Origin of the sequence: Streptococcus sp. oral taxon 431, assembly GCF_001553685.1 — a bacterium.
Taxonomy (GTDB): Bacteria; Bacillota; Bacilli; order Lactobacillales; family Streptococcaceae; genus Streptococcus.
The window spans coordinates 1,418,745-1,445,057 of sequence record NZ_CP014264.1 but is presented as its reverse complement, the minus strand read 5'-3'; the positions used below and the strand labels follow the sequence as shown (position 1 = coordinate 1,445,057).

Here is a 26,313-nt window from a genome sequence, read left to right as displayed (position 1 = left end):
TGGGGTATAGCCAAGCGGTAAGGCAAGGGACTTTGACTCCCTCATGCGTTGGTTCGAATCCAGCTACCCCAGTTCTTAGGTAATAAATTCAAGGATAAAAAGAAAAATATCTTAGGGTATTTTATTTTTATAATTGAAGGACGTGAACGATATAACATGTCTTTGCGGGTGCTTAGGAAAAAATTATAAGTATGTCAAGTTTAAGAAAAACTTGATTGTTGGAGGATTTTTTAGATGAACGAATTTGAAGATTTGCTAAATAGCGTTAGCCAAGTTGAGCCAGGTGATGTTGTTAGTGCTGAAGTATTGACAGTTGATGCTACTCAAGCTAATGTTGCAATCTCTGGAACTGGTGTTGAAGGTGTCTTGACTCTTCGCGAATTGACAAACGATCGCGATGCAGATATCAATGACTTTGTAAAAGTAGGTGAAGTATTGGATGTTCTTGTACTTCGTCAAGTAGTTGGTAAAGATACTGATACAGTAACATACCTTGTATCTAAAAAACGCCTTGAAGCTCGCAAAGCATGGGACAAACTTGTAGGACGTGAAGAAGAAGTTGTTACAGTTAAAGGAACTCGCGCTGTTAAGGGTGGACTTTCAGTAGAATTTGAGGGTGTGCGTGGATTTATCCCAGCTTCAATGTTGGATACTCGTTTTGTACGTAACACTGAGCGTTTTGTAGGTCAAGAGTTTGATGCTAAAATCAAAGAAGTTGATCCTAAAGAAAACCGCTTCATCCTTTCACGTCGTGAAGTTGTAGAAGCAGCTACTGCAGCAGCTCGTGCTGAAGTATTCGGTAAATTGGCTGTTGGTGATGTTGTAACTGGTAAAGTTGCACGTATCACAAGCTTCGGTGCTTTCATCGACCTTGGTGGTGTTGACGGATTGGTTCACTTGACTGAATTGTCACACGAACGTAACGTTTCACCAAAATCAGTTGTAACTGTTGGTGAAGAAGTTGAAGTGAAAATCCTTGATCTTAACGAAGAAGAAGGACGTGTATCACTTTCACTTAAAGCTACAACACCTGGACCATGGGATGGCGTTGAGCAAAAATTGGCTAAAGGTGATGTTGTAGAAGGTACAGTTAAACGTTTGACTGACTTCGGTGCATTTGTTGAAGTATTGCCAGGTATCGATGGACTTGTTCACGTATCACAAATTTCACACAAACGTATTGAAAATCCAAAAGAAGCTCTTAAAGTTGGTCAAGAAGTTACTGTTAAAGTTCTTGAAGTTAACGCTGATGCAGAACGTGTATCTCTTTCTATCAAAGCTCTTGAAGAACGTCCAGCTCAAGAAGAAGGACAAAAAGAAGAAAAACGCGCTCCACGTCCACGTCGTCCAAAACGTCAAGAAAAACGTGATTTTGAACTTCCTGAAACTCAAACAGGATTCTCAATGGCTGACTTGTTCGGAGACATCGAACTTTAATCCATTCGAATTTGAATAAAATCCTTTGTTTTTAAAACAAGGGATTTTTCTTTTTTCTACTAGCATTTTTTGATATAATGGTTTTATGTTATATTCAGAAAAAGAATCACTTTATCAAACAATAAATGAACAGCTCTCTTATCTTTTAGAAGGAGAGCCCAATGTGTTGGCTAATCTATCAAATGCCAGTGCTCTGCTAAAAACAAGCTTTCCCAATACTGTTTTTGCAGGTTTCTACCTATTTGATGGGAATGAACTGATCTTGGGACCCTTTCAAGGTGGAGTTTCATGTGTACGAATCGCTCTTGGAAAAGGTGTTTGTGGCGAATCGGCAGCTAGCCGACAAACAGTGATTGTTGGTGATGTTAAAACCTACCCAAACTATATTTCTTGTGATAGTAGTGCTCGTAGTGAAATTGTTGTGCCGATGGTTAGAGAGGGACGTCTTCTGGGCGTTCTAGATTTAGATTCATCTCTTGTTGATGATTATGATGACTTGGATCAGAAATATCTTGAAGAGTTTGTTGCTATTTTATTAGAGAAAACCGAATGGAATTTTTCAATGTTTGAGGAGAAAGCGTAATGTATCAGGCCCTTTATCGAAAATATAGAAGTCAAACATTTTCACAGTTAGTAGGCCAGGAAATTGTTGCAAAAACTCTGAAACAAGCCGTAGAGCAGGAAAAGATTAGCCATGCCTATCTATTTTCAGGGCCTCGTGGAACTGGAAAAACCAGTGTAGCCAAAATTTTTGCCAAGGCTATGAACTGCCCTAATCAAGAGGGAGGAGAACCTTGCAATAACTGTTATATCTGTCAAGCTGTAACAGACGGTAGCTTGGAAGACGTTATCGAAATGGACGCGGCATCTAACAATGGGGTGGATGAAATTCGTGATATCCGTGATAAATCAACCTATGCTCCAAGTATAGCTCAGTATAAGGTCTATATCATTGATGAGGTTCATATGCTTTCAACAGGAGCCTTCAATGCCCTTTTGAAAACTCTTGAAGAACCAACTCCTAATGTTGTTTTTATTCTAGCAACAACAGAGCTTCATAAGATTCCTGCAACCATTTTGTCTCGTGTTCAACGCTTCGAGTTCAAATCTATTAGAACTCAGGATATTCGAGATCATATCTTCCATATTTTAGAGAAGGAAGGGATTGCTTATGAAACTGAAGCTGTTGAGATTATCGCTCGTAGAGCAGAAGGTGGTATGCGGGATGCTTTGTCCATTTTAGACCAAGCATTGAGCTTGACTCAAGATGCTAGATTAACAACAGCTGTTTCTGAGGAAATTACGGGGACTATTAGTCTAAGTGCTTTGGATAATTATGTGGCTGCCTTGGCACAAAAAGATGTGACTCGTGCTTTGGAAAATCTTAATTTGATTTTTGATAACGGAAAAAGCATGACACGATTTGTAACGGATTTGTTGCGGTATCTACGGGATATTTTGGTTGTCCAAACTGGTGGGGAGAATACTCACCATAGTGATCTCTTCAAGGATAACCTAGAACTTTCACAGGCTATTTTATTTGAGATGATTGGAATTGCGACAAGTAGTTTAGCTGATATCAAGTCTAGCTTACAGCCTAAGATTTATGCTGAAATGATGACCATTCGTCTGGCAGAGATAGATTCAAAACCAACATTATCAGATGATACAATTGGAGAATTAGCCTCACTTAGAGAAGAAGTTGCGCGATTGAAACAGGCTCTGGCAAATGTTAACATGAGTCCTAAGCAGACTACACCAACACCGAGTCGTCCAGTTAACAGCAAGTCAATTTATCGAGTAGATCGCAATAAGGTTCAGTCTATTCTTCAAGAAGCTGTTGAAAATCCTGATTTAGCCCGTCAAAATCTAATACGTCTTCAAAATGCTTGGGGAGAAGTTATTGAAAGCTTGTCAGGTCCTGATAAGGCACTTTTAGTTGGTTCTCAACCTGTTGCGGCTAATGAACATCATGCCATTCTTGCATTTGAGTCTAACTTCAATGCTGGTCAGACCATGAAACGTGATAATCTCAACACCATGTTTGGCAATATACTCAGTCAAGCAGCGGGATTTTCACCAGAGATTCTTGCTATTTCCATGGAAGAGTGGAAAGAAGTCAGAGCTGATTTCTCAGCGAAGGCTAAATCGTCTCAAGGTCAACCCGTTAAGGAAGAAGTTGAGGAATCTGTCCTTCCTCAAGGATTTGAGTTTCTAGCGGATAAAGTAACCATTGCAGAAGATTAAAAGGATTTTGTGACATAATACGATGAACAGACAACAATTTATAATTATGGCCTTATTTACTGCTGCCGAGACTTATTTTTTTAATGAATCCATCATGGAGCAACGGTATATCGTAGCCTTGCTTTGGGCTATTTTAATCCTAAGAAATTTTAGAGTCAGCTATATTATGGGTAAAATTGTGAGCGCTATAGATGACCATTTTCGAGGAAAGAAGTAACCCTCAGCTTCTAGACAAAATTAAAGCCTTTTAGGCTTTTTTTTGTTATACTATTAAAGTATATTTATTGACATTTTATCGTTTTTTACTAGAAAAATAAGGACAATTTTCTAGCGAAAATGGTAAAACGGATTGAAAAGAAAGGAATTATCATGTCAGTATTAGAGATCAAAGATCTTCACGTTGAAATTGAAGGAAAAGAAATTTTAAAAGGGGTTAACCTGACCCTGAAAACAGGCGAAATCGCCGCTATCATGGGGCCAAATGGAACTGGGAAATCAACTCTTTCTGCCGCTATCATGGGAAATCCTAACTATGAAGTAACCAAGGGTGAGGTTCTATTTGACGGCGTAAACATCCTTGAATTGGAAGTTGACGAGCGTGCGCGTATGGGGCTTTTCCTGGCTATGCAATACCCATCAGAAATTCCAGGAATTACCAATGCAGAATTCCTTCGTGCAGCTATAAATGCTGGTAAAGAAGATGATGAGAAGATTTCAGTGCGTGAGTTTATCACTAAGCTAGACGAAAAAATGGAATTGCTCAACATGAAAGAAGAAATGGCAGAGCGTTACCTCAACGAAGGTTTCTCAGGTGGTGAGAAAAAACGTAACGAAATTCTTCAACTCTTGATGTTGGAACCAACATTTGCACTTTTGGATGAGATTGACTCTGGTCTTGATATTGATGCCCTTAAAGTTGTTTCTAAAGGTGTGAATGCTATGCGTGGTGAAGGCTTCGGTGCCATGATTATTACTCACTACCAACGTCTTTTGAACTATATCACACCAGATGTGGTACACGTTATGATGGAAGGTCGTGTTGTTCTTTCTGGTGGTCCAGAATTGGCGGCACGTTTGGAACGTGAAGGATACGCAAAATTAGCTGAAGAACTTGGCTATGACTACAAGGAAGAATTGTAATTCCCTCGTATCTTTTAGGAGAAGTAAATGACTAAAGAAACTATTAAACTTTTTTCAGAAATGCACGCTGAACCAAGCTGGTTGTCTGAACTCCGTCAAAAAGCTTTTGACAAAATTGAGAGCCTAGAATTACCAGTCATTGAGCGTGTCAAATTTCACCGTTGGAATCTTGGTGATGGAACGATTGCAGAAAGTGAGCCATCAGCAAATGTTCCTGACTTCACAGCTCTAGACAACCACTTGAAGTTGGTGCAAGTAGGAACTCAAACTGTTTTTGAACAAACTCCAGCTGAGTTGGCTGAACAAGGAGTGGTCTTTACAGACTTCCACTCAGCTCTTGAAGAAATTCCGGAACTCGTAGAAGAATTCTTCATGTCATCAGTGAAATACGATGATGATAAGTTGGCAGCCTACCATACAGCATATTTTAACAGTGGTGCTGTTCTCTACATTCCTGATAATGTTGAGATTGCTGAACCAATCGAAGGTATTTTTTATCAAGATAGCGATAGCGATGTGCCATTTAACAAACATATCCTCATCATCGCTGGTAAGAATAGTAAGATTAGCTACCTTGAACGCTTAGAGTCACGTGGTGAAGGTAGTGCTAAGGCAACTGCCAATATCACAGTAGAAGTCATCGCTCGTTCTGGCGCACAAGTAAAGTTTGCAGCGATTGACCGCCTAGGCGAAAATGTTACAGCCTACATTAGCCGCCGTGGTAAATTGGGCAACGATGCAAATATTGACTGGGCTATCGGTGTCATGAACGAAGGAAACGTCGTTGCAGACTTTGATAGTGACTTGATTGGTAATGGTAGCCATGCAGATCTTAAGGTCGTAGCTCTATCCAGTGGTCGTCAGGTACAAGGGATTGATACACGAGTGACTAACTATGGTTGCAACTCTATCGGTAATATTCTTCAACATGGGGTTATCCTTGAAAAAGCAACTTTGACCTTCAATGGTATCGGTCACATCATCAAAGGAGCTAAGGGAGCAGATGCCCAACAAGAGAGCCGTGTTCTCATGCTTTCTGACCAAGCGCGTTCAGATGCCAACCCAATTCTCTTGATTGATGAAAATGATGTTACTGCGGGTCACGCGGCTTCTATCGGACAAGTTGATCCAGAAGACATGTACTACCTCATGAGCCGTGGCTTGGATAAGGCAACTGCAGAACGTTTAGTTGTTCGTGGTTTCCTTGGATCTGTTATCGTTGAGATTCCAGTCAAGGAAGTTCGTGATGAAATGATTGCAACGATCGAAGAAAAATTGTCAAAACGCTAAGGGGAAGCCTATGTTAGATGTAGAAGTGATTCGTAAGGATTTTCCAATTTTAGACCAGATTGTCAACGATGAACCTCTGGTTTATCTGGATAATGCCGCGACGACACAAAAACCACTAGCAGTTCTGGAAGCCATTAATCGCTACTATAAGCAGGATAATGCCAATGTTCATCGTGGGGTTCACACTTTGGCTGAACGTGCGACAGCTTCCTATGAGGCTGCTCGTGAAACTATTCGTAAGTTCATCAACGCAGGTTCGACAAAGGAAGTCCTCTTTACTAGAGGAACGACAACCAGTCTCAACTGGGTGGCACGTTTCGCTGAGGAAGTCTTGACTGAGGGAGACCAGGTCTTGATTTCAGTCATGGAACACCATTCCAATATTATCCCATGGCAGGAAGCTTGTCGCAAGACCGGAGCTGAGCTTGTTTATGTCTATCTCAAGGATGGAGCTCTTGATATGGATGACCTTCGGGTTAAATTGACGGACAAGGTTAAGTTTGTTTCGCTAGCCCATGCATCAAACGTTCTTGGAGTAGTTAATCCAATCAAAGAAATCACGCAAATGGCTCATAAAGTTGGTGCTATTATGGTTGTAGATGGTGCTCAGTCTACACCTCATATGAAGATTGATGTCCAGGACTTGGATGTAGACTTCTTTGCCTTCTCAGGTCACAAGATGGCTGGTCCGACAGGCATCGGTGTTCTTTATGGCAAAGAAAAGTATTTGGAACAAATGTCACCAGTTGAATTTGGTGGCGAGATGATTGATTTTGTTTATGAACAATCTGCAAGCTGGAAGGAATTGCCTTGGAAATTTGAGGCTGGAACTCCCAATATGGCAGGTGCGATTGGCCTTGCGGCTGCAGTCGATTACCTAGAAAACATTGGTATGGATGCCATTGAAGCTCATGAACAGGAATTGATTGCATATGTCTTTCCAAAATTGCAGGCAATTGAGGGATTGACCATTTATGGTTCGCAAGATTTGGCTCAGCGTTCAGGAGTCATTTCCTTTAATCTAGGTGATCTTCATCCTCACGACCTTGCGACAGCTCTGGATTATGAAGGAGTAGCGGTTCGTGCCGGTCACCATTGCGCTCAACCTTTGCTCCAGTATTTAGAAGTTCCAGCAACAGCTCGTGCAAGTTTTTATATTTACAATACCAAGGCAGATTGCGACAAGTTAGTCGATGCTTTACAAAAGACAAAGGAGTTTTTCAATGGCACTTTCTAAACTAGATAGCCTTTATATGGCAGTGGTAGCGGACCATTCGAAAAATCCCCATCACCAAGGGAAGTTGGAAGATGCTGAACAAATCAGTCTTAACAATCCGACCTGTGGTGATGTCATCAACCTCTCTGTCAAGTTTGATGCAGATAATCGTTTGGAAGATATTGCTTTTCTAAACTCTGGTTGTACGATTTCAACTGCCTCTGCTAGTATGATGACAGATGCAGTCTTAGGAAAGACCAAGCAAGAAATCCTAGAGCTTGCAACCATCTTTTCTGAAATGGTTCAAGGTCAAAAGGATGAGCGTCAAGATCAACTTGGAGATGCAGCTTTCTTATCAGGAGTTGCCAAGTTTCCTCAACGAATCAAATGCGCAACCCTAGCTTGGAACGCCCTTAAAAAAACAATTGAAGACCAATAAAACAAATAAGACAAAGTTTCTTTGTTTTATTAATCATAAGTAATGAAGAATGAAAGAAAGGATATTATGGCTGAAGAAAGAGTAGAACCAAAACCAATTGACCTTGGTGAATATAAATTTGGTTTTCATGACGATGTAGAGCCTGTCCTATCGACAGGAAAAGGATTGAATGAAGATGTCATTCGTGAACTATCAGCTGCTAAGGGAGAGCCTGAGTGGATGTTAGAATTCCGTTTGAAATCTTATGAAACCTTCAAAAAAATGCCCATGCAAACTTGGGGAGCAGACTTGTCAGAGATTGATTTTGATGACTTGATTTACTACCAAAAACCATCTGATAAACCAGCCCGTTCTTGGGATGAAGTTCCTGAAAAAATCAAAGAAACCTTTGAACGTATTGGGATTCCTGAAGCTGAGCGTGCTTATCTTGCTGGAGCTTCTGCCCAGTATGAGTCAGAAGTGGTTTACCACAACATGAAGGAAGAATTTGAGAAGTTAGGAATTATCTTTACAGATACAGATTCTGCCCTCAAGGAATACCCAGACTTGTTTAAACAATACTTTGCGAAGTTGGTACCGCCGACAGATAACAAGTTGGCAGCCCTCAACTCAGCAGTATGGTCTGGCGGAACCTTCATTTATGTTCCTAAAGGTGTCAAGGTAGATATTCCACTTCAAACCTACTTCCGTATCAACAATGAAAATACTGGTCAGTTTGAACGTACCTTAATCATCGTTGATGAGGGAGCAAGTGTCCACTACGTAGAAGGATGTACAGCGCCAACTTATTCTAGCAACAGCTTGCATGCTGCTATTGTAGAAATCTTTGCTTTGGACGGGGCTTATATGCGTTATACAACCATCCAAAACTGGTCAGATAACGTTTATAACTTGGTAACAAAACGCGCTAAGGCTTTGAAAGATGCGACTGTTGAGTGGATTGATGGAAACTTAGGTGCCAAAACAACTATGAAATATCCATCAGTTTACCTAGATGGAGAAGGTGCGCGTGGGACGATGCTTTCGATTGCCTTTGCCAATGCAGGGCAACACCAAGATACTGGTGCTAAGATGATCCACAATGCTCCACATACGAGCTCGTCTATCGTCTCTAAATCAATCGCTAAAGGCGGTGGTAAGGTAGACTATCGTGGACAAGTGACTTTCAACAAGAACTCTAAGAAATCTGTTTCTCACATCGAGTGTGATACCATTATCATGGATGACTTGTCAGCGTCAGATACCATTCCATTTAATGAAATCCACAACTCACAAGTTGCTTTGGAGCACGAAGCCAAGGTTTCTAAGATTTCTGAAGAGCAACTTTATTACCTCATGAGCCGTGGCTTGTCAGAATCTGAAGCAACTGAAATGATTGTCATGGGATTTGTAGAGCCCTTCACCAAAGAACTTCCAATGGAATACGCAGTTGAGCTCAACCGCTTGATTAGCTACGAAATGGAAGGATCAGTTGGATAATCATTATAAAAAAAAAACTGAACAAATATTACATTTGTTCAGTTTTTTAGATACAATTTTATAAATATTCACAAAATACATTATCTGTGGTAAAATAAAACAATTATTGTTAGTGGAGATGAAGAATGAATATTTTTAGAATAAAAGACTTCAGCCTAAGTAAAACAGAAATGCATCGTCATTTGAAATTATGGGATTTAATTCTTTAAGGAATTGGGGCCATGGTGGGAACTGGTATTTTTACCATTACAGGAACAGTTGCAGCAACACTAGCAGGACCTGCTCTTGTGGTATCTATCGTGATTTCTGCGATCTGTGTGTCCTTTATGCTTCAATACACTCTTGAAACTTGGATAGCATTTGTATTAGCATTAATAGTAGGAGTTATTACTTACTTTACTTATGGCTATAAAAACTCTACACTATCAAAAAATCAATAAAGAAAAAATCGCGATTTAGGCAGTCTGACGTTCAGCAGTCTAAAAGTAATCTGAGTTCACACATCTTATGAGTGAATTAAAAGACGGTTCAAAAAATGAGCCGTCTTTTTTCTATTATTCGTCAAATATAAATATTGTTTTTTGGGGGTTAGATACCTTAGATTTGAATAAGAGAAGATAATATTAGTTTTATCTGGCAATATAACTAGACTGTAACTCCTTAACTTATTTTTCTTCTCTTTCCGCCTTACGCTTTTCTTCGTGCTTATCCAAGCTTTTCGAAAAGAATTGCTCGGTTAAATCCGTTAGCCAATCCGCAAAACGCTCGCCTGCGAATTGAATAGTGATAAGAATTCCAGTTACTACAATAAAAACCAAAACCAAGTAATTATCCAAATTAGCCATTTTAATTATTTTCTCCTTGTTTTCTTGCTTCCACTAAAATATCTTTAAAATCGTCATCTTGCCAAAGTGTGAAGAAAGTAATTCCGCCAACTACAACAGAGACCATCACGCCTGTAAGGCTACTTCCACGCTTTTTCGAAACCAGTTTGTTTATCTCTTTGCCTGCGGATTTAAATAGCCCAGCTGAAAGATAAGAATCAGGTTTAAATACGGAACCTGCTGTATAGCTTTGCCCGTAATAAAGTACCGAACCATTATCTCTAAATCCATAAAATAGAAACCCAATGATAGCTATTGTTATAATTGCCAACCGAATTTTAATGCTATTTTTCATATTACTTTACCTTTTACGTTACTTATAATCGATACCTTTTCTTGTTATCGCAACGACCTTTCCTTTACTAAGAAAAACAATCACTGACTTACCGTCTTTTAATTTGTAAACGTAGTAGTCTGTAATGATACCATTTATTCCCACAGTCCAATTTGATTTTTGAGACAGGATTGATTCACCACTGGATAAGTCCATTTTTAGTAATTTTTCATATAGCTGGGTAACATCACTAAGAGAAGAGGACTTCTCGTGTGGTGCTCCAACCGCCTTAAGCAAGTCTTTTTCGGTTAGTTCATTCTGAACACTTGGAAAATTCGATAAAACTAAATCCTTTCTCTTATTTGCACAAGAAATAAGTAACAGAATCATCACTAAACATGTGATCACCATTCCTAATTTTTTCATCATTATTCTACCTTTTTAAATTCAAACTTTAATGAATTTTCTCCAATCATAAAACCATTCTGCTTACCAGAATTATCATTCAATGGCTTATTTTCGAAATATAAAGTCTTCTGGTCATCGGACAGGGTTGCAATTCCGGAAATATTTTTCCCTTCAATTACAATTTTGTCGCCTTTTTGATGCCATTTGGCGGAGAAAGTTTCGCCGTTGTCCATTGTTAAAGTTCCGTCTTTTTTTATCTCCATAGTAGCATTCCAGTGAATATATTTAGAGATAATTGAAGCAAGGTCGGCTTGTCCAGTTGCTTTACCTGCGATTTTCGTTCCATCTTCTCTAACACTTCCTTGGTCGAAGATATCGGTTTTCCATTTACCTGTGAAGTTCTTAGGGGAACTACAACCTAAAAGCGTAAAACATGACAGTAAAATTATAAATGAGAAAAATAACTTTCTTTTCATCGGCGTTCTTCCTAATAAATTACCAATATCTATCAAAGGCGCTAAGAATATAGCTTAGGTCTTTGGATTGTTCTTTAATCTTCCCACCAACGACTAATTGATATTCAATTCCGCCAAGAAAACCACCTGAGCTTTCAATAATCTCAACCAATTCACCACGAACAACTTTTTGATTTAAACGAGTACTCATTTAAAACCTCTTTCTATTCTATCTCGAACTATATTGCATAATTCGTTCCACAATGGCGTCACGGCGTTTAATGCTTTCAGACATTTTTATCGCACCATTAAGACCATACCACATTTTCGAAAATCCAGAATCACCTAGAGCAATGAGCTGAAGCCCGCATTCATTCTCAAGTTGGTAAACATAAACCTGAACTGCATAAAATTGCGGAGAGAATAAGCCAGCTTTACCTTTAATGACGATTTCTATATCAGCTCTATCATCAAAATCAGCTAATGCACCCGAACTACTCTGAATAGCTTCTGGGGTTGTTTTCCACTCGGCGCAAATTTCTTGAAGAATCACGCCAATATCAGAAACCGAAAGTTTGGTTGTTACCTCAACTGAGTCGGCTTTTAAGTCGTTAAGTCCCATAAAGAACCTCCATTTTTTATTTTTCACTCAAAAAATCCCTGCTACAATAGGGGCTGAGCTTGTTTTAGTTAACGGTCGTCAACTAAAACAATGAAAAAATAAAAATGCCAATTCAACAAGGTAACTAAAACCCTATTAAATCAGCATTTGAAATATTTTTATTGATAACTTTGATTGTTTTAACAAACGACCGTTTGCTAAAACTGTTGATAGGTTTAATGTACTATTTTTCTAAGGATTTGTCAATCAATTATAGGTGATTTCTTCTATTTATTTGAATGTTATTGCGCTTTAGCACATTATAAATAGTTGCGGTGGAAATATTCAACTGATTGGCTATATTTCGAACGGACATTTCTTTTTGCTGGTATTGTGCAATAATTTGCTTTTCTTTATCTTTCGCTATTCCTTTGTTGCCAAGTTTCACGCCTTTTTCTTTCGCTTTACGGAGTCCGTCTTTAGTGCGTTCAGAAATCGCTTGAAGCTCCCATTCCGCCACATAACCCAACATTAAGCAAAAGAATCTTCCAGTTAAAGAATCTGTTTCAATATTTTCATGAATTGATTGAAGATGAATACCATGTTTGGTTAAATCTTCAATAATAGCAGAGAGGTGAAGCATCTTTCTTGTAAGCCTATCCAATTTATATACGACAAAATTTGTTTTAACGCCTTGTTTAGCATAATTTTTGGCTAATTTTAACGCTTTGTCAAGCTGTTGTCGCTCCTGATTTCCGCCTGAATCTTTTTCGATATAGAGCTTGTCGCAAAAGCCGAGTGCTTCTTTTTGAACAGATAACCCTAATTCTTGCCGATTATCTGTTGAGCTAACGCGAGCATAGCCGATGGTGATAGTTTCGAATTTATTCGTGTGATGATTTGTCAAAATTTCTCCTTTCCTTACTATTGTAGCAGGGTAGCTATATTTTAGAAGAAAAATTGACAAAATGAAAAAGACCCACAAGGTGGATCTTGGGGTTATTTTTACTCTACAGTATCTGCAATCTCAGAACGTGGATATGGCTCATATTCAATTGCCTCCAAAAATGCCTCTTTATCTGTATATCTTAAATCACCAAAAGATAAAACTTTTAAAGCTTGTGCAGTCTCCCACAAGTCTTCTCTCGGTGTTAATTTAGGTACTAAAGGTTCGAACATCTCAACAAATCTCCTTATTCATTATATTTTTGATACAGAATAGCTAAAAAGTTGAAATTGCTAAAATTTTCAAGCTTATGTGTAGAGTTTCTGTATATTATTGCGGGGAAAGTAGACATATACGATTCCACACTTGATATATAATAGCACATAACATTAATCCTTTCAAGCATTACAGGAATTATAAAATCAATTAGAAAATCTTTGTCCATAAAAGGTCGGCTTAATTCACCCCAACTAAAGTCTATAAATCCATAAATTTTAGGAAATTCTGAGAAGCTTTTGGCTGTCAAAATGAAAAGAATCCCTTTATTCTCTTCTTTGATTGTATAGATATGTGTTAAGTTTTTCGAAAACATGAGTTTCTTCATATCTTCGGTAAGTGGTTTTTTCACACTATCCCTCAAATTCATTCTACCATCTTCAACAAAATAATCTGAATATTGTAACTCTGATATACCCTTTATATCATTTAATCTCCCCATATCAAAATCAGCTGGAAAAAGCTGTAATGTAATTTTTAATTTCGTATATAAACTTTTGGAAAGAACTTTTTCCAAATCACTAAAAATATCTCCAAAAGTATGTTTTGTAAGTGTTGTGAAACTTTTATAACCGTTATCAAGTATTTTTTTCCTATATCTCTCAGTAGCCCCATTTTCAGGTGCTATAATGCGTCGATACTCCTTTGTTGCTTTGGAAAGATGCCAAACATCATGTTTTGAAGCATTTGCCATATATTCTGATACAGCTGAAGTATAGTCATTATAGAATAGATAGTTTGCAATTTTTGACCAAATATATAAAAATAGACTGACAAGAACAGATGATAATACTATGTAGGCCGTGTATTGCCAAAAATATTTGTCACCTAACTTATCCTGTATTTCAACTACACTAACCCAAAATCCAAATACTGAAATAGAGGTTGTTATGATAAAGCTGACACTGCTAATTACGGGATGACGAAGAATAGAATCCCAAATGAATTTAATTTTAAAACCTTTGAACTCCATACAGAATCTCCTTGACTCAAATACACTTTTAATTATATCATTTTTACCTCTGAAAAACATCTCAGATCATATAAATATTTTTACCATTTCATCTAAAACTCATCCACACCTAATATTTCTATATCAATAGGTAATACTTTAACCTTATTTTTAAACTCTTCTCCCAACTCCCGAAAAAACTCATCACTAGTCTCAATCTCCAAAATCTCAATCAGGGCTTTGGCGGTATCTGTTAAGTGAAAGGCGCTATATTCGAATGTTATTCTTTCGTCAGATTTAGTGGTGAAAGTTAAGATGAGGTTATCATTTTGGAAACCAGATAGTTCTCCTTTTTCCACAATTATCTCATGTCTGCCACCACCAGAAATTAAACCATATTCAATTAGGCGTGAAACTTCATTACCTTTAATGCCGTATTTAGTGAACAAATCTAGAAAATCAGCGTGAGAAATCAAGTAATAATCTAAAATGTAATCGCCAGAGAGCTCATCGTAAGATTCATCATAAAAAGTAAATGGTGCTATTTTTCTGAACAGTTGAAGTTCTTCTTCTGAAAAACGGTTTAAGTCTTGAACAATGCGCTTCGAATAACCGTTAGCTCGTGCTACAAGCTCTTCTAATGGTTTTGATACGACTTCTGTTTCTTGGCTAAAATCTGGCTCAATATACTGTTGTTGTTTGTTGTGCTGGCAAGCTAACGCATAAAATAAACACTCGGCCAGAAAAAGATAAGGTCGGTCTTGGTGGTTAAGTTTGTAAGACTGCTTTAAACCTAATAAAACGGACTTCGGCAGATTTTGCGATTCTTCTATTAGTTCAAAAAAATCTTCTATCGTATCTGCCAACAAGAACTTATTTTCTTTATAGTTGGTGTCGCTTAATCGCTTCTCGGCTTGAAAGATATAGCTGGAATAGCCTTCTTCTGTTATTTCATCTTGGACGATTCTGTAAAGGGTTCGTCCTTTATTTTGGCCTGTAAACAATTTATTAAAGGTTGTATCCGATAGATAAGCCAAAGAGTCTTCGTGTAAGACGAGCGACAAGCCTACGCTAACTTTCTTTCTGTCAGACCAAGTCGTTTTATTGGCGTGTTTTAAAATAATAGAAAACAAACTAGGAATATCAAACATCAAGCACCTCCGAAACTGGCAAGATTTTAGCACAATTATTGGCAACAAATCACGCTTGGACTTTTCTATAATAAAACCATAAGTTAGCTAACTTAAAACAATTATACCAAAATCAAAGGAGAAATCTCATGAATCATATTCAAAAATCGACCTCAAAAGTAGACCTTCCTCAACTTGTTAGCCCCTATCAGTTAGAAGTGGCTAAAACACTGAGTGAAGCGATGGCAGATAATCAAGCCTTGGAGCTTCTCGCTAGCGATATTTTATATAAAGTGGGCAATCTGGCACTCACGCAGGCAGAAATACTCAAAAATACGCCAGAAGCTAAAGCATATACAGATTATATTCTCAAAGCGTTCACATATTACGCTACTGAAAAGATGAAATGAGGTAGCTTTATGATGGACTACTTTATAGCTTTTATGATTATCGTTGTTGCCATATTTCTTTGGGATTGGTTCGAAAAACCAAAACAAGCAAATGAAGAGCACTGTAGTGAAGAAGAAATCGCCCTGGCAGAATTTCTGGAAAAACGGCAAGAAATCAATCAACTTTTCTTGGTCGCTAAAGCAGAAATGCGAAAAATTTCAAGAAAATAAAAGGATTGTTTAGACTAGACAAATGGTAAAAATATGTTCAAATATACTACTGTTTCATTGCTTACAATTCATTCCAATCGCTCTAAAAACTAAAGACAGTGGAATTTAACTTTTTATCAATTTTCTTGTATAAATGAGGGCAGAAAGGAGACCAGCTATGAGAAAACTAATGGCATATATTCTTGGATTTGTTGCTTGTGCTTGGCTTATTAACTGGGCGGTGAAACTAATTCTGGAAGTTTGGTGGTTCTTGGTTTTGGCGACTGTGGTTGTTTTCATCGGCTGGCTTGCCTTTCGGATTATTAAATCTAAAGAATGGAGGTAAAGATGAGACGTAAGTTTGAAGCCTTATCTTGGAGCGAGTTTCACTGGCAACGCCCGTTTGAGATAGATGATGTGAAATCTATGTTGGGTCAACTGGTGGGGCTAAGTCGGCGCAAAGCAGTTATCTTTGAAATTCGATTATCTAAGAATCGCGTGCGCTATCTACTAGGAACGGAAGAACAAGACAAGCGACATATCAGCCAACTAATTCAATCGCACCGAGCTATTCAGTTTTCAAGAGTTCCTAAACGCGAAAAACTTTCGATTGCACGGTTAGTGAACATTAAAGAATCTCACTATGCTTTAAAAACGGACTCTGTAGAAAACATGATACGTTCAAGCCTTGCAATTTCAAAAATACTTCAGCCAGACGAAACAGTAGTTGTTCAGTTGGTTATTGGTGCAGGCTCACCGCCTCGCCCTCAACCAAAAGATTTGCCGAATTTATCCGCTAAATGGTATCAAGTGATTACAAATAATATTCCTGAGCTTTCCGAAAATTCAAAAAAGCTGATGAAACAAAAATTGAACCAATCTACTTTTAAGTGTGAAATTCGTCTTGGTGTCCAATCTCGCAGTATTTTGCGAACAAAAGAATTTTTTGACAGCCTACTTAGTAGTTTTCGCATGATGGAATCAAATGCAACCATTAAATTAAAACCATTAGCTATCCAAAAACTTAATCAAGCACAAGCCTCTTGGTCTTTCCCATATAGTTTATCCATCTCAGACTTAGCTTGTTTCATGCTTTTACCTATTGGGGAAGAAAATATTTCAGGTGTGCCAAATGTTCACCCTAAATTAGTAGTGCCACCTTTAGGCTACAATATTAATCGGAAGATTCAGCGAAGTTTGGCGCAAACGGTTGAAAGTCAACCAAGACCAATTCAAATTTCAGCGCAAGCTGGCAAAAAGCACACCGTTTTTCTCGGTTCAACAGGTTGTGGAAAAACCACCGCTATGAGTCACTTGATTTTATCAGATATAAACTCTAAAAATCATAGCGTTGTTGTGGTGGATGCCAAAGGTCAACTTACTCATGAACTATTAGAGCGCACATCAGATGAACATGATGAAGATATTGTAGTCATCTCGCCAACTGCCAAACGAGTTATTGGTATTAACCCTTTTGAACTCACAAAACACGGTATTGAACCCGAAGTAATTGCAGATTATCTACTGGAGCTATTTAAAGGGCTTTATCCTGAACATTTTGGAATTTACTCACTGGATATTCTATCGCACAGTTTTCTAACGCTTGCTAGAATTCCAAATACCTCTTTAATCATGTTACCGAGTCTGCTGACTAATCAGTCCTTTCGAAATAAACTATTAAGAGAGTTAAAAGACCCAATCGGGCTGGAAAGTTTCTGGAACTGGTTTGAGCTACTCAGTGAAGCTCAACGTCACCAGATGTTAAACCCCATTTTGAATAAATTCCGACAGTTTTTGCTTCGTCCGCAACTTCGGGCAATGTTGGGACAAACTAATCTAAATTTCAGTCTTGCAGAAATCTTCAAAAGCCGAAAAATCGTATTGATTCCACTAAATAAAGCGGTAATTGGTTCAGAGTCTACGAAGCTAATTGGTAGTCTTATTACTTCTATGCTCTGGATGTTAATTTTGCGCCAGTCTTCGGTTGATCCAAGCAAACGCCAATCTGTCTTTATCTATATTGATGAAACACCAACTTTCTTAGGAATCCCCAATTCTAACTTAGACGAAGCACTTTCGCAATCTCGCCAGTTTAATGTTGGCTGGAATATCGGCTTCCAGCACCTCGCACAGATGTCGCCCCAGTTAAAAGCTGGAATTGAATCTAATGTTGCGAATAAAATTGTTTTTGGTTTAAATCTTGATGAAGCTCGCGAAATGGCAAAATATACTCTGGAGATTGATAAAGAAGATTTTTACAGCTTACCGCCATTTTGGGCATATATTCGTACTGAAATTTCACAAAATACTTATCGTTGGATTATTAGTAAAGCATACCCACCTAAACCAAAAATTAGAGATAGTCGTGTGCCATTTTTGAATAGCTTGAGCCGATACGGACAAGATATTTCAGAAATTGAAAGCCAATTCGAAAACTACATTTTTGAAAAATCTTCTTCGAAAAATGAAAATTCTAACCAAAAATTAACAGATTTAGGGCGCAAAAAGTATTCCAATCGCTCTTCGAATCGTGTTGATGAAGAAAATCTATCCACCCCTGATGAATAAAGGTTTTTAGGATTTTTACTCACACGACTTACTCCGTAACTAAGCACATTTTACGGGAGCACACCTTTAAATTTTAATGGAGAACAAAACAGATGAAATGGAATTACAAAATAGATAATGACTCGCAAATTCTTTACTTTTTAAGTCAAGCAAGATATGCGACTACCAACCAGTTAGCAAGATTATTTTTTGCCAGTAGCGTGAGAGCTGACACCGCAATTCGCCGAACTAATTTTGCGCTTCAAAGTCTGAAGAAAGCTGGATTAGTTTCACACTTAAAACGGCGAATTGGTGGCGCACGCCGTGGCTCTGCTTCTTATGTTTGGCAAATTACTTTTCAGGGATTAAAATTCCTTAAAAACCAAGATGAAACAGTTGTTTTGCGCTATAAAAATAAATACGAGCCAACCCAACATCATGTTGAGCATACTTTAGCAATTACGGAAATTTTTGTTGAGACACTAGAAACCATTCGAGATTCAGAAAAGCTATCGCTTGAAACTTTTTCCTTTGAGCCGAACTCTTGGCGCAGCTACCAAAAACTTTCAGGTATAGGTAGAACTCTAAAACCTGATGCTTATTTAGAGCTGGTTAATCACGATTACGAAGACTATTATTTTCTGGAAATAGACCGAAGCACGGAAAGTCTTGCACGTATTGTAAATACTTGTAAGAAATATATTGAATATTATCGTTCAGGTATTGAACAGCGACAAAAGGAAGTTTTCCCATTTGTGCTCTGGATAGTGCCAGACGATAAGCGTAAGCTCGCTATCTCGAAAGTTATTCAAAATGAACTATATAACTTTTGGGAACTGTTCACTGTAATAACACTTGAAGAATACCCAGATTATATCAAGGGAGGAATAGCTAATGAATCAAAAGAATAAAGACCGAGATTCAAACCAGCCCTCACGCACCGCCGATGAAATTTGTCGAATTGGTCGAACGACTTACTTAGTCCGTCACCGTTTTACTGGAAATCGCAATCTTGAAAATATCCTAGAAAGGTTGATTTTAAGCGATAAATCACTACTTTAACAGTAGTAAAAATGGTATAATAGAAGTATAAGGTGTGTGAACTCCAAAAGGAGAAAAACACATGAACAGAACTTTGACAATTTCAGATTATAGACAAGTAGACACTTCGAAACTTTCAGATATTACAGTGGTTTATTGTCGCTTAAGTCAAGATGATGGACTGGACGGAGATAGTAACTCAATTATCAATCAGAAGAATATTCTTCTTGATGTAGTAGCGAGAGAAAAACTGCTAAATCCAGTTCTTTTCGTTGATGATGGCTTTAGTGGCACAAATTTTGACCGCCCAGCAATTTCGGAAGCACTTAGACTGGTGGAAAATCGGCAAGTTTCAAACTTTATCGTTAAGGATTTGAGCCGTTTAGGTCGCTCTTATATCAAGGTTGGTCAACTAACGGAAATTACTTTCCCTAGCTTTGATGTCCGCTTTATTGCCTTAAACGATGGCGTAGATTCGAATAAACCTAATGAAACTAATTCTATTTTCTTGCCAATCAAGAGTTTAATGGACGAAATGTATGCGGCAGATACCAGCAAGAAGATTCGAGCGGTGGTTCAAGCTAAAGCCAAAGCTGGTGAGCGAGTGACTACTAACCCACCTTACGGCTATCTCAAAGATTCAAGCAACCCTAAAAATTGGATTATTGACTCAGTTGCCAGTGAAGTTGTGAAACGGATTTTTCAAGAAGCAAAAAGCGGGAAAAGCCTTTCGGAGATTGCAAAAGGGTTAGAAAATGACAAAATTTTTAAACCAGACCGCCATCGAATAGAAATCGGTTTGAAGTCTATTTCTTCCAGCCCAAATGTGGAAACTTTGCCATATTTTTGGACGCGAGAAACTCTAAGTGCTATCTTAGGGCGTGAAGAATATCTCGGGCATACTGTCAATCTTCGAACACGGACAAAATCTTACAAAGATAAACGTAAGGTGGATAACTCAAAGGAGGATTGGTTGATTTTCAAAAATACTCATGAAGCGATAATTGACCAAGAAACTTTTGATATTGTACAGAAAATGAGAAGTCATAAGCGGTCTAATCAACGGTATAAAAATCGGGCTGGTCACGAGAATTTGTTTGCAGGATTAGTTTTTTGTGGAACTTGTGGGCGAAAGCATTATTTTTGCCCACAAGAGAAAAACGGACTTAATCACGACCACTATAAATGTTCTGCCTACCGTAAGCCGATTGATGGTTGTGAAAATCCCCACTACATTCAAAAATCCGCCCTGATTGAGATTGTAAGCGACAAACTTCGTCAAACTATCCACGAGTGCCAATTAGACCAAGAAACCTTTTTGAAGAAGATAGAACAGCAAAGCCAAGCGCAATTCTGCAAGGATAGCAAACGCCAGCAACTGCAACTTCAAAAGGACGAATACCGCTCTAAAGAGATTGACAGCATCATTCAGAAGCTTTATGAAGATAATCTACTTGGTAAAATTTCAGATGAACGCTTTGTGAAACTAAGTCAGAGCTATGAAGAAGAACAGAAACAACTTCAAACTTCCATTTCTGACTTAACCGAAAAACTCACCAAACAACAAGAAGACAGCCTTAATATCTCCAAGTTTATGGCGAGAATTTTGAAATATACAGAGCTACCAGAACTAACCGTTGAAATAGTGAATGAACTGATTGACAAGATTGTGATTCATAAACCAACTGGTACGAAACGTAATCGCATTATTCAGATTGACATTTACTATAATTTCATCGGAAAACTAAACAATGAAAAAAGCGAGCCAAACGACTTGGCTCGCTAATATTAACCCATTTAACTAAACTGCTATGTGTCAGGTCAGACTTTTCGCGATTTTTTTATAATTTTTCATTTACAAATCGAACGAAACGATTCCACCATACTTTTAAGAAGAAGGCTTTCTCAACATTTTTATCAGCAACCATTTCAAAGGTTGGTTTGTCAGTTGTGATATAACCTTGACCGACTAAGTCCTTGTCGTCATAGGTCAGATGTCCAACGACCGTACCTGCTTCTAGAGGAGCAACATGCTCAGTAGCATCAGGTGTGTATGTAACACTTGATTCCGCTCGACTACCAAGACGTTGAACAATTTTTATATCTTCTTTAGCGACTGCTGTAACCGTATCTTGCTTCCCGTCATAAACTGGAGATTTGCTATCTTGGTAGCTTTCTCCCTGCTTAACGATTGTTTGGAGAGCAAAATTAGATGAGATATAGTCCAGAAGAGCTGAAGTTGCTGTGAAACGAGCGTAAGGATTTGTATCTTGGTTGTCGGCGTTAAGGACAACGGTAATGATACGCATTCCTTTTTCAACAGTCGTACCAACAAAAGAAGCACCTGCTTTATCAGTTGTTCCAGTCTTAAGACCATCAATACCACCACGGTAAGCAGGCATACCATCTAACATTGAGTTTGTAGAATGAATAGTCATTCCTGCAAAAGTGGAAGAAGGTTTTTTCGTGATTTCTAAAACCTGAGGATATTTGAGGATAAGATTACGAGCGACAACTGCAACATCATAGGCGCTCATCTTATTTTCGTCATCTTTCTTAGAACCAGGATAGATATTATTCCCAAGAGTTTCATTATTTAGACCAGTTGTATTGACGAGGGTAGCATCTTGAATTCCCCATTCAAGAAGTTTAGCCTTCATCATATCAACAAAGTCTTTTTCTGATCCAGCAACCTTTTCTGCCAACGCGATAGCTGCACTATTGGCACTAGATACCAATGTTGCTTCTAGCAACTCTTCAACAGTGTAGTTACGAGCTTCCATGGGAACGTTACTTGCTTCGGAGTTGGTTGTAAGCTGGTAGGGGTAATCTGAAATTTCCACTGGGGTAGAAAGAGTGATTTTGCCTTGCTCTAGAGCTTCATATACTAGGTAAACGGTAAGTAGTTTACTGATAGAGGCAATTTCAACCGGTTGTGTCGCATCTTTTTCATATAAAATCTTACCACTGTTAGCCTCAACAGCGATGGCATGTTTTGCTGCGACATCAAAATCCTGAGCAAAAACAGTAGTAGCAGAACCAAATGAAATAAGCGTGATTAATGTTAAAAATAATTTCTTCATAGTAACTTTATTCTATCATAAAGACAAAAAATATTCTTGTTTTTATAATGTAGGTTATCAATCTTTTTCGAAATATGGTAAAATAGGAAAAAGAGGAGGTGGCATATGTTTCGGAGAAATAAATTATTCTTCTGGACCACTGAGATATTATTAATAACCCTTATTTTCTACTTATGGCGAGAAATGGGTGCTATTATTACACCGTTTGTAAGTGTCGTAAATACAATCATGATTCCCTTTTTACTAGGTGGATTTCTATACTACTTAACAAATCCAATCGTCATTTTTTTAGAGAAGGAATGTCGCATTAATCGAATCATTGGTATTTTGTTAACACTTTGTGTTCTCTTTGGAACCATAGTGATAGCTGTCGTCTATCTCTTGCCGATTTTAATTAATCAGTTGAGTAGCTTGATTAATTCTAGCCAAGATATCTATTCTCGAATCCAAGATTTAGTGATAGAATTATCGAAATATCCTACTTTCCAAGAGCTAGATATTCAACAAACAATCCAACAATTAAATCTTTCTTATGTCGATATTTTACAGAATATCTTGAATAGTGTGACAAATAGTGTGGGAAGTGTCCTTTCAGCTTTGGTAAGCACTGTTTTAATTATCATTATGACACCGGTTTTCTTGATTTATTTCCTTTTAGATGGTCATAAATTCTTACCGATGCTAGAAAGAACTATTTTAAAGCGAGACAAACTCAATATATCTGGTTTAATAACAAACTTGAATGAGACTATTTCCCGTTACATAAGTGGAGTATCAATCGATGCGTTCATTATCGGGTGTTTGGCTTTTATCGGTTATAGTGTGATTGGCTTAAAATATGCATTAGTTTTTGCTATTTTCTCAGGTTTAGCAAATTTGATTCCTTATGTTGGACCGAGTATTGGACTAATTCCGATGATTATTTCAAATCTGTTTACGGATCCTCAAAAGATGATTATAGCAGTTATCTATATGCTGATTATCCAACAAGTAGATGGGAATATCCTATACCCTCGTATTGTTGGTGGAGTCATGAAAGTTCATCCGATTACAATTCTCGTCCTATTATTGTTGTCAAGTAATATCTATGGTGTCGTAGGTATGATCGTTGCCGTTCCTACCTACTCAATTCTCAAAGAAATATCCAAATTCCTAGTCCGACTTTATGAAAAACATAAAGAAGTACAAGAAGTGGGAGAAAAATAAAGATTTTAAAAAGAAACGGATTCATCTGTTTCTTTTTTTATCAATAAATCTGCAACTTATAGTAAGAATAAGAATAATTAATAAAAACTTTGTAAAACACTTGCAATTTAGCTAAAATTTGATAAAATAGTAAGGAAAGTTAGACTGTATTGCCTACTGTCTATCTATAAAATATATTTTATTGGAGGCTTTTACTCAAATGGCAAAAGAAAAATACGATCGTAGTAAACCACACGTTAACATTGGTACTATCGGACACGTTGACCACGGTAAAACTACCCTAACTGCAGCTATCACAACTGTTTTGGCACGTCGCTTGCCTTCAGCAGTTAACCAACCTAAAGACTATGCGTCTATCGATGCTGCTCCAGAAGAACGCGAACGCGGTATCACAATCAACACTGCGCACGTTGAGTACGAAACTGAAAAACGTCACTACGCTCACATCGACGCTCCAGGACACGCGGACTACGTTAAAAACATGATCACTGGTGCCGCTCAAATGGACGGAGCTATCCTTGTAGTAGCTTCAACTGACGGACCAATGCCACAAACTCGTGAGCACATCCTTCTTTCACGTCAGGTTGGTGTTAAACACCTTATCGTCTTCATGAACAAGATCGACTTGGTTGACGACGAAGAATTGCTTGAATTGGTTGAAATGGAAATCCGTGACCTTCTTTCAGAATACGACTTCCCAGGTGACGATCTTCCAGTTATCCAAGGTTCAGCTCTTAAAGCTCTTGAAGGTGACTCTAAATACGAAGACATCATCATGGAATTGATGAACACTGTTGATGAGTACATTCCAGAACCAGAACGTGACACTGACAAACCATTGCTTCTTCCAGTCGAAGACGTATTCTCAATCACTGGACGTGGTACAGTTGCTTCAGGACGTATCGACCGTGGTACTGTTCGTGTCAACGACGAAATCGAAATCGTTGGTATCAAAGAAGAAACTAAAAAAGCTGTTGTTACTGGTGTTGAAATGTTCCGTAAACAACTTGACGAAGGTCTTGCAGGAGACAACGTAGGTGTCCTTCTTCGTGGTGTTCAACGTGACGAAATCGAACGTGGACAAGTTATCGCTAAACCAGGTTCAATCAACCCACACACTAAATTCAAAGGTGAAGTTTACATCCTTACTAAAGAAGAAGGTGGACGTCACACTCCATTCTTCAACAACTACCGTCCACAATTCTACTTCCGTACTACTGACGTTACAGGTTCAATCGAACTTCCAGCAGGTACTGAAATGGTAATGCCAGGTGATAACGTGACAATCGACGTTGAGTTGATCCACCCAATCGCCGTAGAACAAGGTACTACATTCTCTATCCGTGAGGGTGGACGTACTGTTGGTTCAGGTATGGTTACAGAAATCGAAGCTTAATTCGATTTAGTTCCCAGAAGAACAATTATTTAAGTCAGACACTAAAAGAATCTTGCTATGCAAGGTTCTTTTTTTTCGATCAAAAGTGAGAGAGTTCCTTTTTTACAATTTCATAAAATCATGGTAAAATGGTTAAATATTAAATTTGGAGAGAAATATGAAGTACAAGCGTATCGTATTTAAGGTAGGGACTTCATCCCTGACACATAAAGATGGAAGTTTATCTCGCAGTAAAGTAAAAGCTATTACACAACAGCTTGCAATGCTGCATGAAGCAGGTCATGAGCTGATTTTGGTGTCTTCTGGGGCTGTTGCAGCAGGTTTCGGAGCCTTAGGATTTAAAAAACGACCAACAAAGATTGCGGATAAGCAAGCTTCAGCAGCGGTTGGTCAAGGATTGCTTCTGGAAGAATATACAACAAATTTGCTCTTAAGACAGATTGTTTCAGCGCAAATCTTGCTAACTCAGGATGATTTTGTCGATAAGCGACGTTATAAAAATGCCCATCAAGCTTTATCTGTCCTTCTAAATCGTGGTGCAATTCCTATCATCAATGAGAATGATAGTGTCGTTATTGACGAACTTAAGGTAGGAGATAATGATACACTTAGTGCCCAGGTTGCAGCAATGGTGCAGGCAGATCTTTTGGTTCTCTTAACAGATGTAGATGGTCTTTATACTGGTAATCCTAACTCGGATCCAAGAGCTAAACGCTTGGAGCGAATCGAGACCATCAATCGTGAAATTATCGATATGGCTGGCGGAGCAGGTTCATCTAATGGAACTGGAGGTATGCTGACTAAGATCAAGGCAGCGACTATTGCGACAGAGTCAGGAGTACCTGTTTATATTTGTTCATCCTTGAAAGCTGATGCTATGATAGAGGCAGCAGAGAAGACCAAGGACGGTTCTTACTTTGTTGCACAGGAGAAGGGGCTCCGTACCCAGAAACAATGGCTAGCTTTTTATGCCAAAAGTCAGGGGGCTATTTGGGTTGATAGAGGGGCGGCAGAAGCCCTCTCTCAACATGGAAAGAGTCTCCTTTTATCAGGGGTTGTAGATGTTGAGAGCAATTTTTCTTATGGTGATATTGTAACAGTATTTGATAAGGAAACTGGAAAATCACTCGGAAAAGGTAGAGTGCAACTAGGTGCATCGGGGCTTAAAGATGTCCTTCGTTCTCAAAAAGCCAAGGGTGTCCTGATTCATCGTGATGACTGGATTTCCATTACTCCTGAAATCCAACTACTCTTTACAGAATTTTAG

Annotated in this window: 30 protein-coding genes, 1 tRNA gene and 1 pseudogene; 21 read left to right on the top strand and 11 right to left on the bottom strand. The window is 38.2% G+C overall.

Features of this window, described 5'->3' with window-relative positions:
• From AXE83_RS06790 to AXE83_RS10650, 11 genes and pseudogenes are all read left to right on the top strand, one after another.
• Positions 1-72: transfer RNA gene (locus AXE83_RS06790), tRNA-Gln, on the top strand.
• Between the two features lie 162 nt (positions 73-234).
• Positions 235-1,437 carry a 30S ribosomal protein S1 gene (gene rpsA, locus AXE83_RS06785; protein WP_001001618.1) on the top strand — a complete coding sequence of 401 codons (1,203 nt, stop codon included), beginning with the start codon at positions 235-237 and terminating at the stop codon, positions 1,435-1,437.
• Between the two features lie 85 nt (positions 1,438-1,522).
• A complete protein-coding gene (locus AXE83_RS06780; RefSeq protein WP_060955882.1) occupies positions 1,523-2,020 on the top strand; it encodes a GAF domain-containing protein in 498 nt (165 codons plus the stop codon).
• Complete coding sequence (gene dnaX, locus AXE83_RS06775; RefSeq protein WP_060955881.1) at positions 2,020-3,684, top strand: DNA polymerase III subunit gamma/tau; 1,665 nt, start codon at positions 2,020-2,022, stop codon at positions 3,682-3,684. Before AXE83_RS06780 ends, dnaX begins: the two co-directional genes overlap by 1 nt.
• A gap of 22 nt (positions 3,685-3,706) precedes the next feature.
• On the top strand, positions 3,707-3,901 hold the full coding sequence (locus tag AXE83_RS06770; protein ID WP_049525865.1) for a DUF3272 family protein: 195 nt from the start codon (positions 3,707-3,709) through the stop codon (positions 3,899-3,901).
• Between the two features lie 152 nt (positions 3,902-4,053).
• Complete coding sequence (sufC, locus tag AXE83_RS06765) at positions 4,054-4,824, top strand: Fe-S cluster assembly ATPase SufC (RefSeq protein ID WP_049503774.1); 771 nt, start codon at positions 4,054-4,056, stop codon at positions 4,822-4,824.
• Between the two features lie 27 nt (positions 4,825-4,851).
• Positions 4,852-6,114: a Fe-S cluster assembly protein SufD gene (sufD, locus tag AXE83_RS06760; RefSeq protein ID WP_060955880.1), complete on the top strand. Its 1,263-nt coding sequence runs from the start codon at positions 4,852-4,854 to the stop codon at positions 6,112-6,114.
• A 10-nt stretch (positions 6,115-6,124) separates the two neighbouring features.
• A complete protein-coding gene (locus AXE83_RS06755) occupies positions 6,125-7,351 on the top strand; it encodes a cysteine desulfurase (protein ID WP_060955879.1) in 1,227 nt (408 codons plus the stop codon).
• Positions 7,338-7,769, top strand: a complete 432-nt coding sequence (gene sufU / locus AXE83_RS06750; RefSeq protein ID WP_049525872.1) for a Fe-S cluster assembly sulfur transfer protein SufU — start codon at positions 7,338-7,340, stop codon at positions 7,767-7,769. Before AXE83_RS06755 ends, sufU begins: the two co-directional genes overlap by 14 nt.
• A gap of 66 nt (positions 7,770-7,835) precedes the next feature.
• Entirely contained in the window at positions 7,836-9,248 is a 1,413-nt protein-coding gene (gene sufB / locus AXE83_RS06745) for a Fe-S cluster assembly protein SufB (RefSeq protein WP_006151262.1), read from the top strand.
• Positions 9,249-9,373: 125 nt separating this feature from the next.
• Positions 9,374-9,595: pseudogene (locus AXE83_RS10650) on the top strand (amino acid permease); the annotation flags it as partial.
• Between the two features lie 318 nt (positions 9,596-9,913).
• On the opposite strand, the gene AXE83_RS06735 reads toward AXE83_RS10650, so the two are convergent.
• The 10 genes from AXE83_RS06735 to AXE83_RS06700 form a co-directional block, all read right to left on the bottom strand.
• Positions 9,914-10,093, bottom strand: coding sequence for a hypothetical protein (locus tag AXE83_RS06735; protein WP_060955878.1), 180 nt, complete (start codon positions 10,091-10,093; stop codon positions 9,914-9,916).
• A 1-nt stretch (position 10,094) separates the two neighbouring features.
• Positions 10,095-10,427, bottom strand: a complete 333-nt coding sequence (locus AXE83_RS06730; RefSeq protein ID WP_060955877.1) for a hypothetical protein — start codon at positions 10,425-10,427, stop codon at positions 10,095-10,097.
• Positions 10,428-10,445: 18 nt separating this feature from the next.
• A complete protein-coding gene (locus AXE83_RS06725) occupies positions 10,446-10,835 on the bottom strand; it encodes a hypothetical protein (RefSeq protein ID WP_060955876.1) in 390 nt (129 codons plus the stop codon).
• Complete coding sequence (locus AXE83_RS06720; RefSeq protein WP_060955875.1) at positions 10,835-11,290, bottom strand: hypothetical protein; 456 nt, start codon at positions 11,288-11,290, stop codon at positions 10,835-10,837. Before AXE83_RS06720 ends, AXE83_RS06725 begins: the two co-directional genes overlap by 1 nt.
• Positions 11,291-11,309: 19 nt before the next feature.
• Positions 11,310-11,480, bottom strand: coding sequence for a hypothetical protein (locus AXE83_RS11265; protein ID WP_190279309.1), 171 nt, complete (start codon positions 11,478-11,480; stop codon positions 11,310-11,312).
• An 18-nt stretch (positions 11,481-11,498) separates the two neighbouring features.
• Positions 11,499-11,891: a hypothetical protein gene (locus AXE83_RS06715; protein WP_000523900.1), complete on the bottom strand. Its 393-nt coding sequence runs from the start codon at positions 11,889-11,891 to the stop codon at positions 11,499-11,501.
• A gap of 250 nt (positions 11,892-12,141) precedes the next feature.
• On the bottom strand, positions 12,142-12,777 hold the full coding sequence (locus AXE83_RS06710) for a recombinase family protein (RefSeq protein WP_060955874.1): 636 nt from the start codon (positions 12,775-12,777) through the stop codon (positions 12,142-12,144).
• Between the two features lie 98 nt (positions 12,778-12,875).
• Positions 12,876-13,049, bottom strand: coding sequence for a hypothetical protein (locus AXE83_RS11260; protein WP_190279308.1), 174 nt, complete (start codon positions 13,047-13,049; stop codon positions 12,876-12,878).
• Positions 13,050-13,063: 14 nt separating this feature from the next.
• A complete protein-coding gene (locus AXE83_RS06705; RefSeq protein ID WP_060955873.1) occupies positions 13,064-14,065 on the bottom strand; it encodes a hypothetical protein in 1,002 nt (333 codons plus the stop codon).
• Positions 14,066-14,157: 92 nt separating this feature from the next.
• The gene (locus tag AXE83_RS06700; protein WP_060955872.1) at positions 14,158-15,195 is read right to left on the bottom strand and encodes a hypothetical protein; all 1,038 of its coding nucleotides are present in this window, start codon (positions 15,193-15,195) and stop codon (positions 14,158-14,160) included.
• 128 nt (positions 15,196-15,323) lie between these two features.
• Here AXE83_RS06700 and AXE83_RS06695 point away from each other — a divergent pair, with 128 nt between their 5' ends.
• The 7 genes from AXE83_RS06695 to AXE83_RS06675 all read left to right on the top strand — a co-directional run bounded on the left by AXE83_RS06695 (position 15,324) and on the right by AXE83_RS06675 (position 21,147).
• Entirely contained in the window at positions 15,324-15,584 is a 261-nt protein-coding gene (locus AXE83_RS06695; RefSeq protein ID WP_060955871.1) for a hypothetical protein, read from the top strand.
• 9 nt (positions 15,585-15,593) lie between these two features.
• Positions 15,594-15,794: a hypothetical protein gene (locus AXE83_RS06690; RefSeq protein WP_060955870.1), complete on the top strand. Its 201-nt coding sequence runs from the start codon at positions 15,594-15,596 to the stop codon at positions 15,792-15,794.
• Positions 15,795-15,951: 157 nt separating this feature from the next.
• The gene (locus AXE83_RS11255) at positions 15,952-16,119 is read left to right on the top strand and encodes a hypothetical protein (protein ID WP_190279307.1); all 168 of its coding nucleotides are present in this window, start codon (positions 15,952-15,954) and stop codon (positions 16,117-16,119) included.
• A gap of 2 nt (positions 16,120-16,121) precedes the next feature.
• Complete coding sequence (locus tag AXE83_RS06685; RefSeq protein WP_060955869.1) at positions 16,122-18,341, top strand: type IV secretory system conjugative DNA transfer family protein; 2,220 nt, start codon at positions 16,122-16,124, stop codon at positions 18,339-18,341.
• 92 nt (positions 18,342-18,433) lie between these two features.
• Positions 18,434-19,231: a replication-relaxation family protein gene (locus AXE83_RS06680; protein WP_060955868.1), complete on the top strand. Its 798-nt coding sequence runs from the start codon at positions 18,434-18,436 to the stop codon at positions 19,229-19,231.
• Positions 19,215-19,382, top strand: a complete 168-nt coding sequence (locus AXE83_RS11250; RefSeq protein WP_190279306.1) for a hypothetical protein — start codon at positions 19,215-19,217, stop codon at positions 19,380-19,382. The genes AXE83_RS06680 and AXE83_RS11250 overlap by 17 nt, the downstream gene beginning before the upstream one ends.
• Positions 19,383-19,443: 61 nt before the next feature.
• On the top strand, positions 19,444-21,147 hold the full coding sequence (locus AXE83_RS06675; RefSeq protein WP_060955867.1) for a recombinase family protein: 1,704 nt from the start codon (positions 19,444-19,446) through the stop codon (positions 21,145-21,147).
• A gap of 55 nt (positions 21,148-21,202) precedes the next feature.
• Here the strand turns inward: AXE83_RS06675 and pbp3 are convergent, their stop codons facing one another.
• The gene (gene pbp3, locus AXE83_RS06670; protein WP_060955866.1) at positions 21,203-22,444 is read right to left on the bottom strand and encodes a D-alanyl-D-alanine carboxypeptidase PBP3; all 1,242 of its coding nucleotides are present in this window, start codon (positions 22,442-22,444) and stop codon (positions 21,203-21,205) included.
• A gap of 105 nt (positions 22,445-22,549) precedes the next feature.
• Between pbp3 and AXE83_RS06665 the strand changes: the two genes are divergently transcribed.
• The 3 genes from AXE83_RS06665 to proB all read left to right on the top strand — a co-directional run bounded on the left by AXE83_RS06665 (position 22,550) and on the right by proB (position 26,313).
• Complete coding sequence (locus AXE83_RS06665; protein WP_060955865.1) at positions 22,550-23,650, top strand: AI-2E family transporter; 1,101 nt, start codon at positions 22,550-22,552, stop codon at positions 23,648-23,650.
• Between the two features lie 199 nt (positions 23,651-23,849).
• Positions 23,850-25,046, top strand: coding sequence for an elongation factor Tu (gene tuf, locus AXE83_RS06660; RefSeq protein ID WP_001040718.1), 1,197 nt, complete (start codon positions 23,850-23,852; stop codon positions 25,044-25,046).
• Between the two features lie 157 nt (positions 25,047-25,203).
• Positions 25,204-26,313: a glutamate 5-kinase gene (gene proB / locus AXE83_RS06655; RefSeq protein WP_060955864.1), complete on the top strand. Its 1,110-nt coding sequence runs from the start codon at positions 25,204-25,206 to the stop codon at positions 26,311-26,313.

Bases quoted from the DNA above. Each gene is read 5' to 3' on its own strand.
- AXE83_RS06665 (WP_060955865.1), top strand. From the start codon at position 22,550: ATGTTTCGGAGAAATAAATTATTCTTCTGGACCACTGAGATATTATTA.
- sufB (WP_006151262.1), top strand. From the start codon at position 7,836: ATGGCTGAAGAAAGAGTAGAACCAAAACCAATTGACCTTGGTGAATAT.
- AXE83_RS06715 (WP_000523900.1), bottom strand. From the start codon at position 11,891: ATGGGACTTAACGACTTAAAAGCCGACTCAGTTGAGGTAACAACCAAA.
- AXE83_RS11255 (WP_190279307.1), top strand. From the start codon at position 15,952: ATGAGAAAACTAATGGCATATATTCTTGGATTTGTTGCTTGTGCTTGG.
- dnaX (WP_060955881.1), top strand. From the start codon at position 2,020: ATGTATCAGGCCCTTTATCGAAAATATAGAAGTCAAACATTTTCACAG.
- pbp3 (WP_060955866.1), bottom strand. From the start codon at position 22,444: ATGAAGAAATTATTTTTAACATTAATCACGCTTATTTCATTTGGTTCT.
- AXE83_RS11250 (WP_190279306.1), top strand. From the start codon at position 19,215: ATGAATCAAAAGAATAAAGACCGAGATTCAAACCAGCCCTCACGCACC.
- AXE83_RS06690 (WP_060955870.1), top strand. From the start codon at position 15,594: ATGATGGACTACTTTATAGCTTTTATGATTATCGTTGTTGCCATATTT.
- AXE83_RS11265 (WP_190279309.1), bottom strand. From the start codon at position 11,480: ATGAGTACTCGTTTAAATCAAAAAGTTGTTCGTGGTGAATTGGTTGAG.
- AXE83_RS06695 (WP_060955871.1), top strand. From the start codon at position 15,324: ATGAATCATATTCAAAAATCGACCTCAAAAGTAGACCTTCCTCAACTT.
- proB (WP_060955864.1), top strand. From the start codon at position 25,204: ATGAAGTACAAGCGTATCGTATTTAAGGTAGGGACTTCATCCCTGACA.
- rpsA (WP_001001618.1), top strand. From the start codon at position 235: ATGAACGAATTTGAAGATTTGCTAAATAGCGTTAGCCAAGTTGAGCCA.
- AXE83_RS06705 (WP_060955873.1), bottom strand. From the start codon at position 14,065: ATGGAGTTCAAAGGTTTTAAAATTAAATTCATTTGGGATTCTATTCTT.
- AXE83_RS06685 (WP_060955869.1), top strand. From the start codon at position 16,122: ATGAGACGTAAGTTTGAAGCCTTATCTTGGAGCGAGTTTCACTGGCAA.
- AXE83_RS06725 (WP_060955876.1), bottom strand. From the start codon at position 10,835: ATGATGAAAAAATTAGGAATGGTGATCACATGTTTAGTGATGATTCTG.
- sufU (WP_049525872.1), top strand. From the start codon at position 7,338: ATGGCACTTTCTAAACTAGATAGCCTTTATATGGCAGTGGTAGCGGAC.
- AXE83_RS11260 (WP_190279308.1), bottom strand. From the start codon at position 13,049: ATGTTCGAACCTTTAGTACCTAAATTAACACCGAGAGAAGACTTGTGG.
- AXE83_RS06730 (WP_060955877.1), bottom strand. From the start codon at position 10,427: ATGAAAAATAGCATTAAAATTCGGTTGGCAATTATAACAATAGCTATC.
- AXE83_RS06700 (WP_060955872.1), bottom strand. From the start codon at position 15,195: ATGTTTGATATTCCTAGTTTGTTTTCTATTATTTTAAAACACGCCAAT.
- AXE83_RS06720 (WP_060955875.1), bottom strand. From the start codon at position 11,290: ATGAAAAGAAAGTTATTTTTCTCATTTATAATTTTACTGTCATGTTTT.
- sufD (WP_060955880.1), top strand. From the start codon at position 4,852: ATGACTAAAGAAACTATTAAACTTTTTTCAGAAATGCACGCTGAACCA.
- AXE83_RS06770 (WP_049525865.1), top strand. From the start codon at position 3,707: ATGAACAGACAACAATTTATAATTATGGCCTTATTTACTGCTGCCGAG.
- AXE83_RS06735 (WP_060955878.1), bottom strand. From the start codon at position 10,093: ATGGCTAATTTGGATAATTACTTGGTTTTGGTTTTTATTGTAGTAACT.
- sufC (WP_049503774.1), top strand. From the start codon at position 4,054: ATGTCAGTATTAGAGATCAAAGATCTTCACGTTGAAATTGAAGGAAAA.
- AXE83_RS06680 (WP_060955868.1), top strand. From the start codon at position 18,434: ATGAAATGGAATTACAAAATAGATAATGACTCGCAAATTCTTTACTTT.
- tuf (WP_001040718.1), top strand. From the start codon at position 23,850: ATGGCAAAAGAAAAATACGATCGTAGTAAACCACACGTTAACATTGGT.
- AXE83_RS06755 (WP_060955879.1), top strand. From the start codon at position 6,125: ATGTTAGATGTAGAAGTGATTCGTAAGGATTTTCCAATTTTAGACCAG.
- AXE83_RS06675 (WP_060955867.1), top strand. From the start codon at position 19,444: ATGAACAGAACTTTGACAATTTCAGATTATAGACAAGTAGACACTTCG.
- AXE83_RS06780 (WP_060955882.1), top strand. From the start codon at position 1,523: ATGTTATATTCAGAAAAAGAATCACTTTATCAAACAATAAATGAACAG.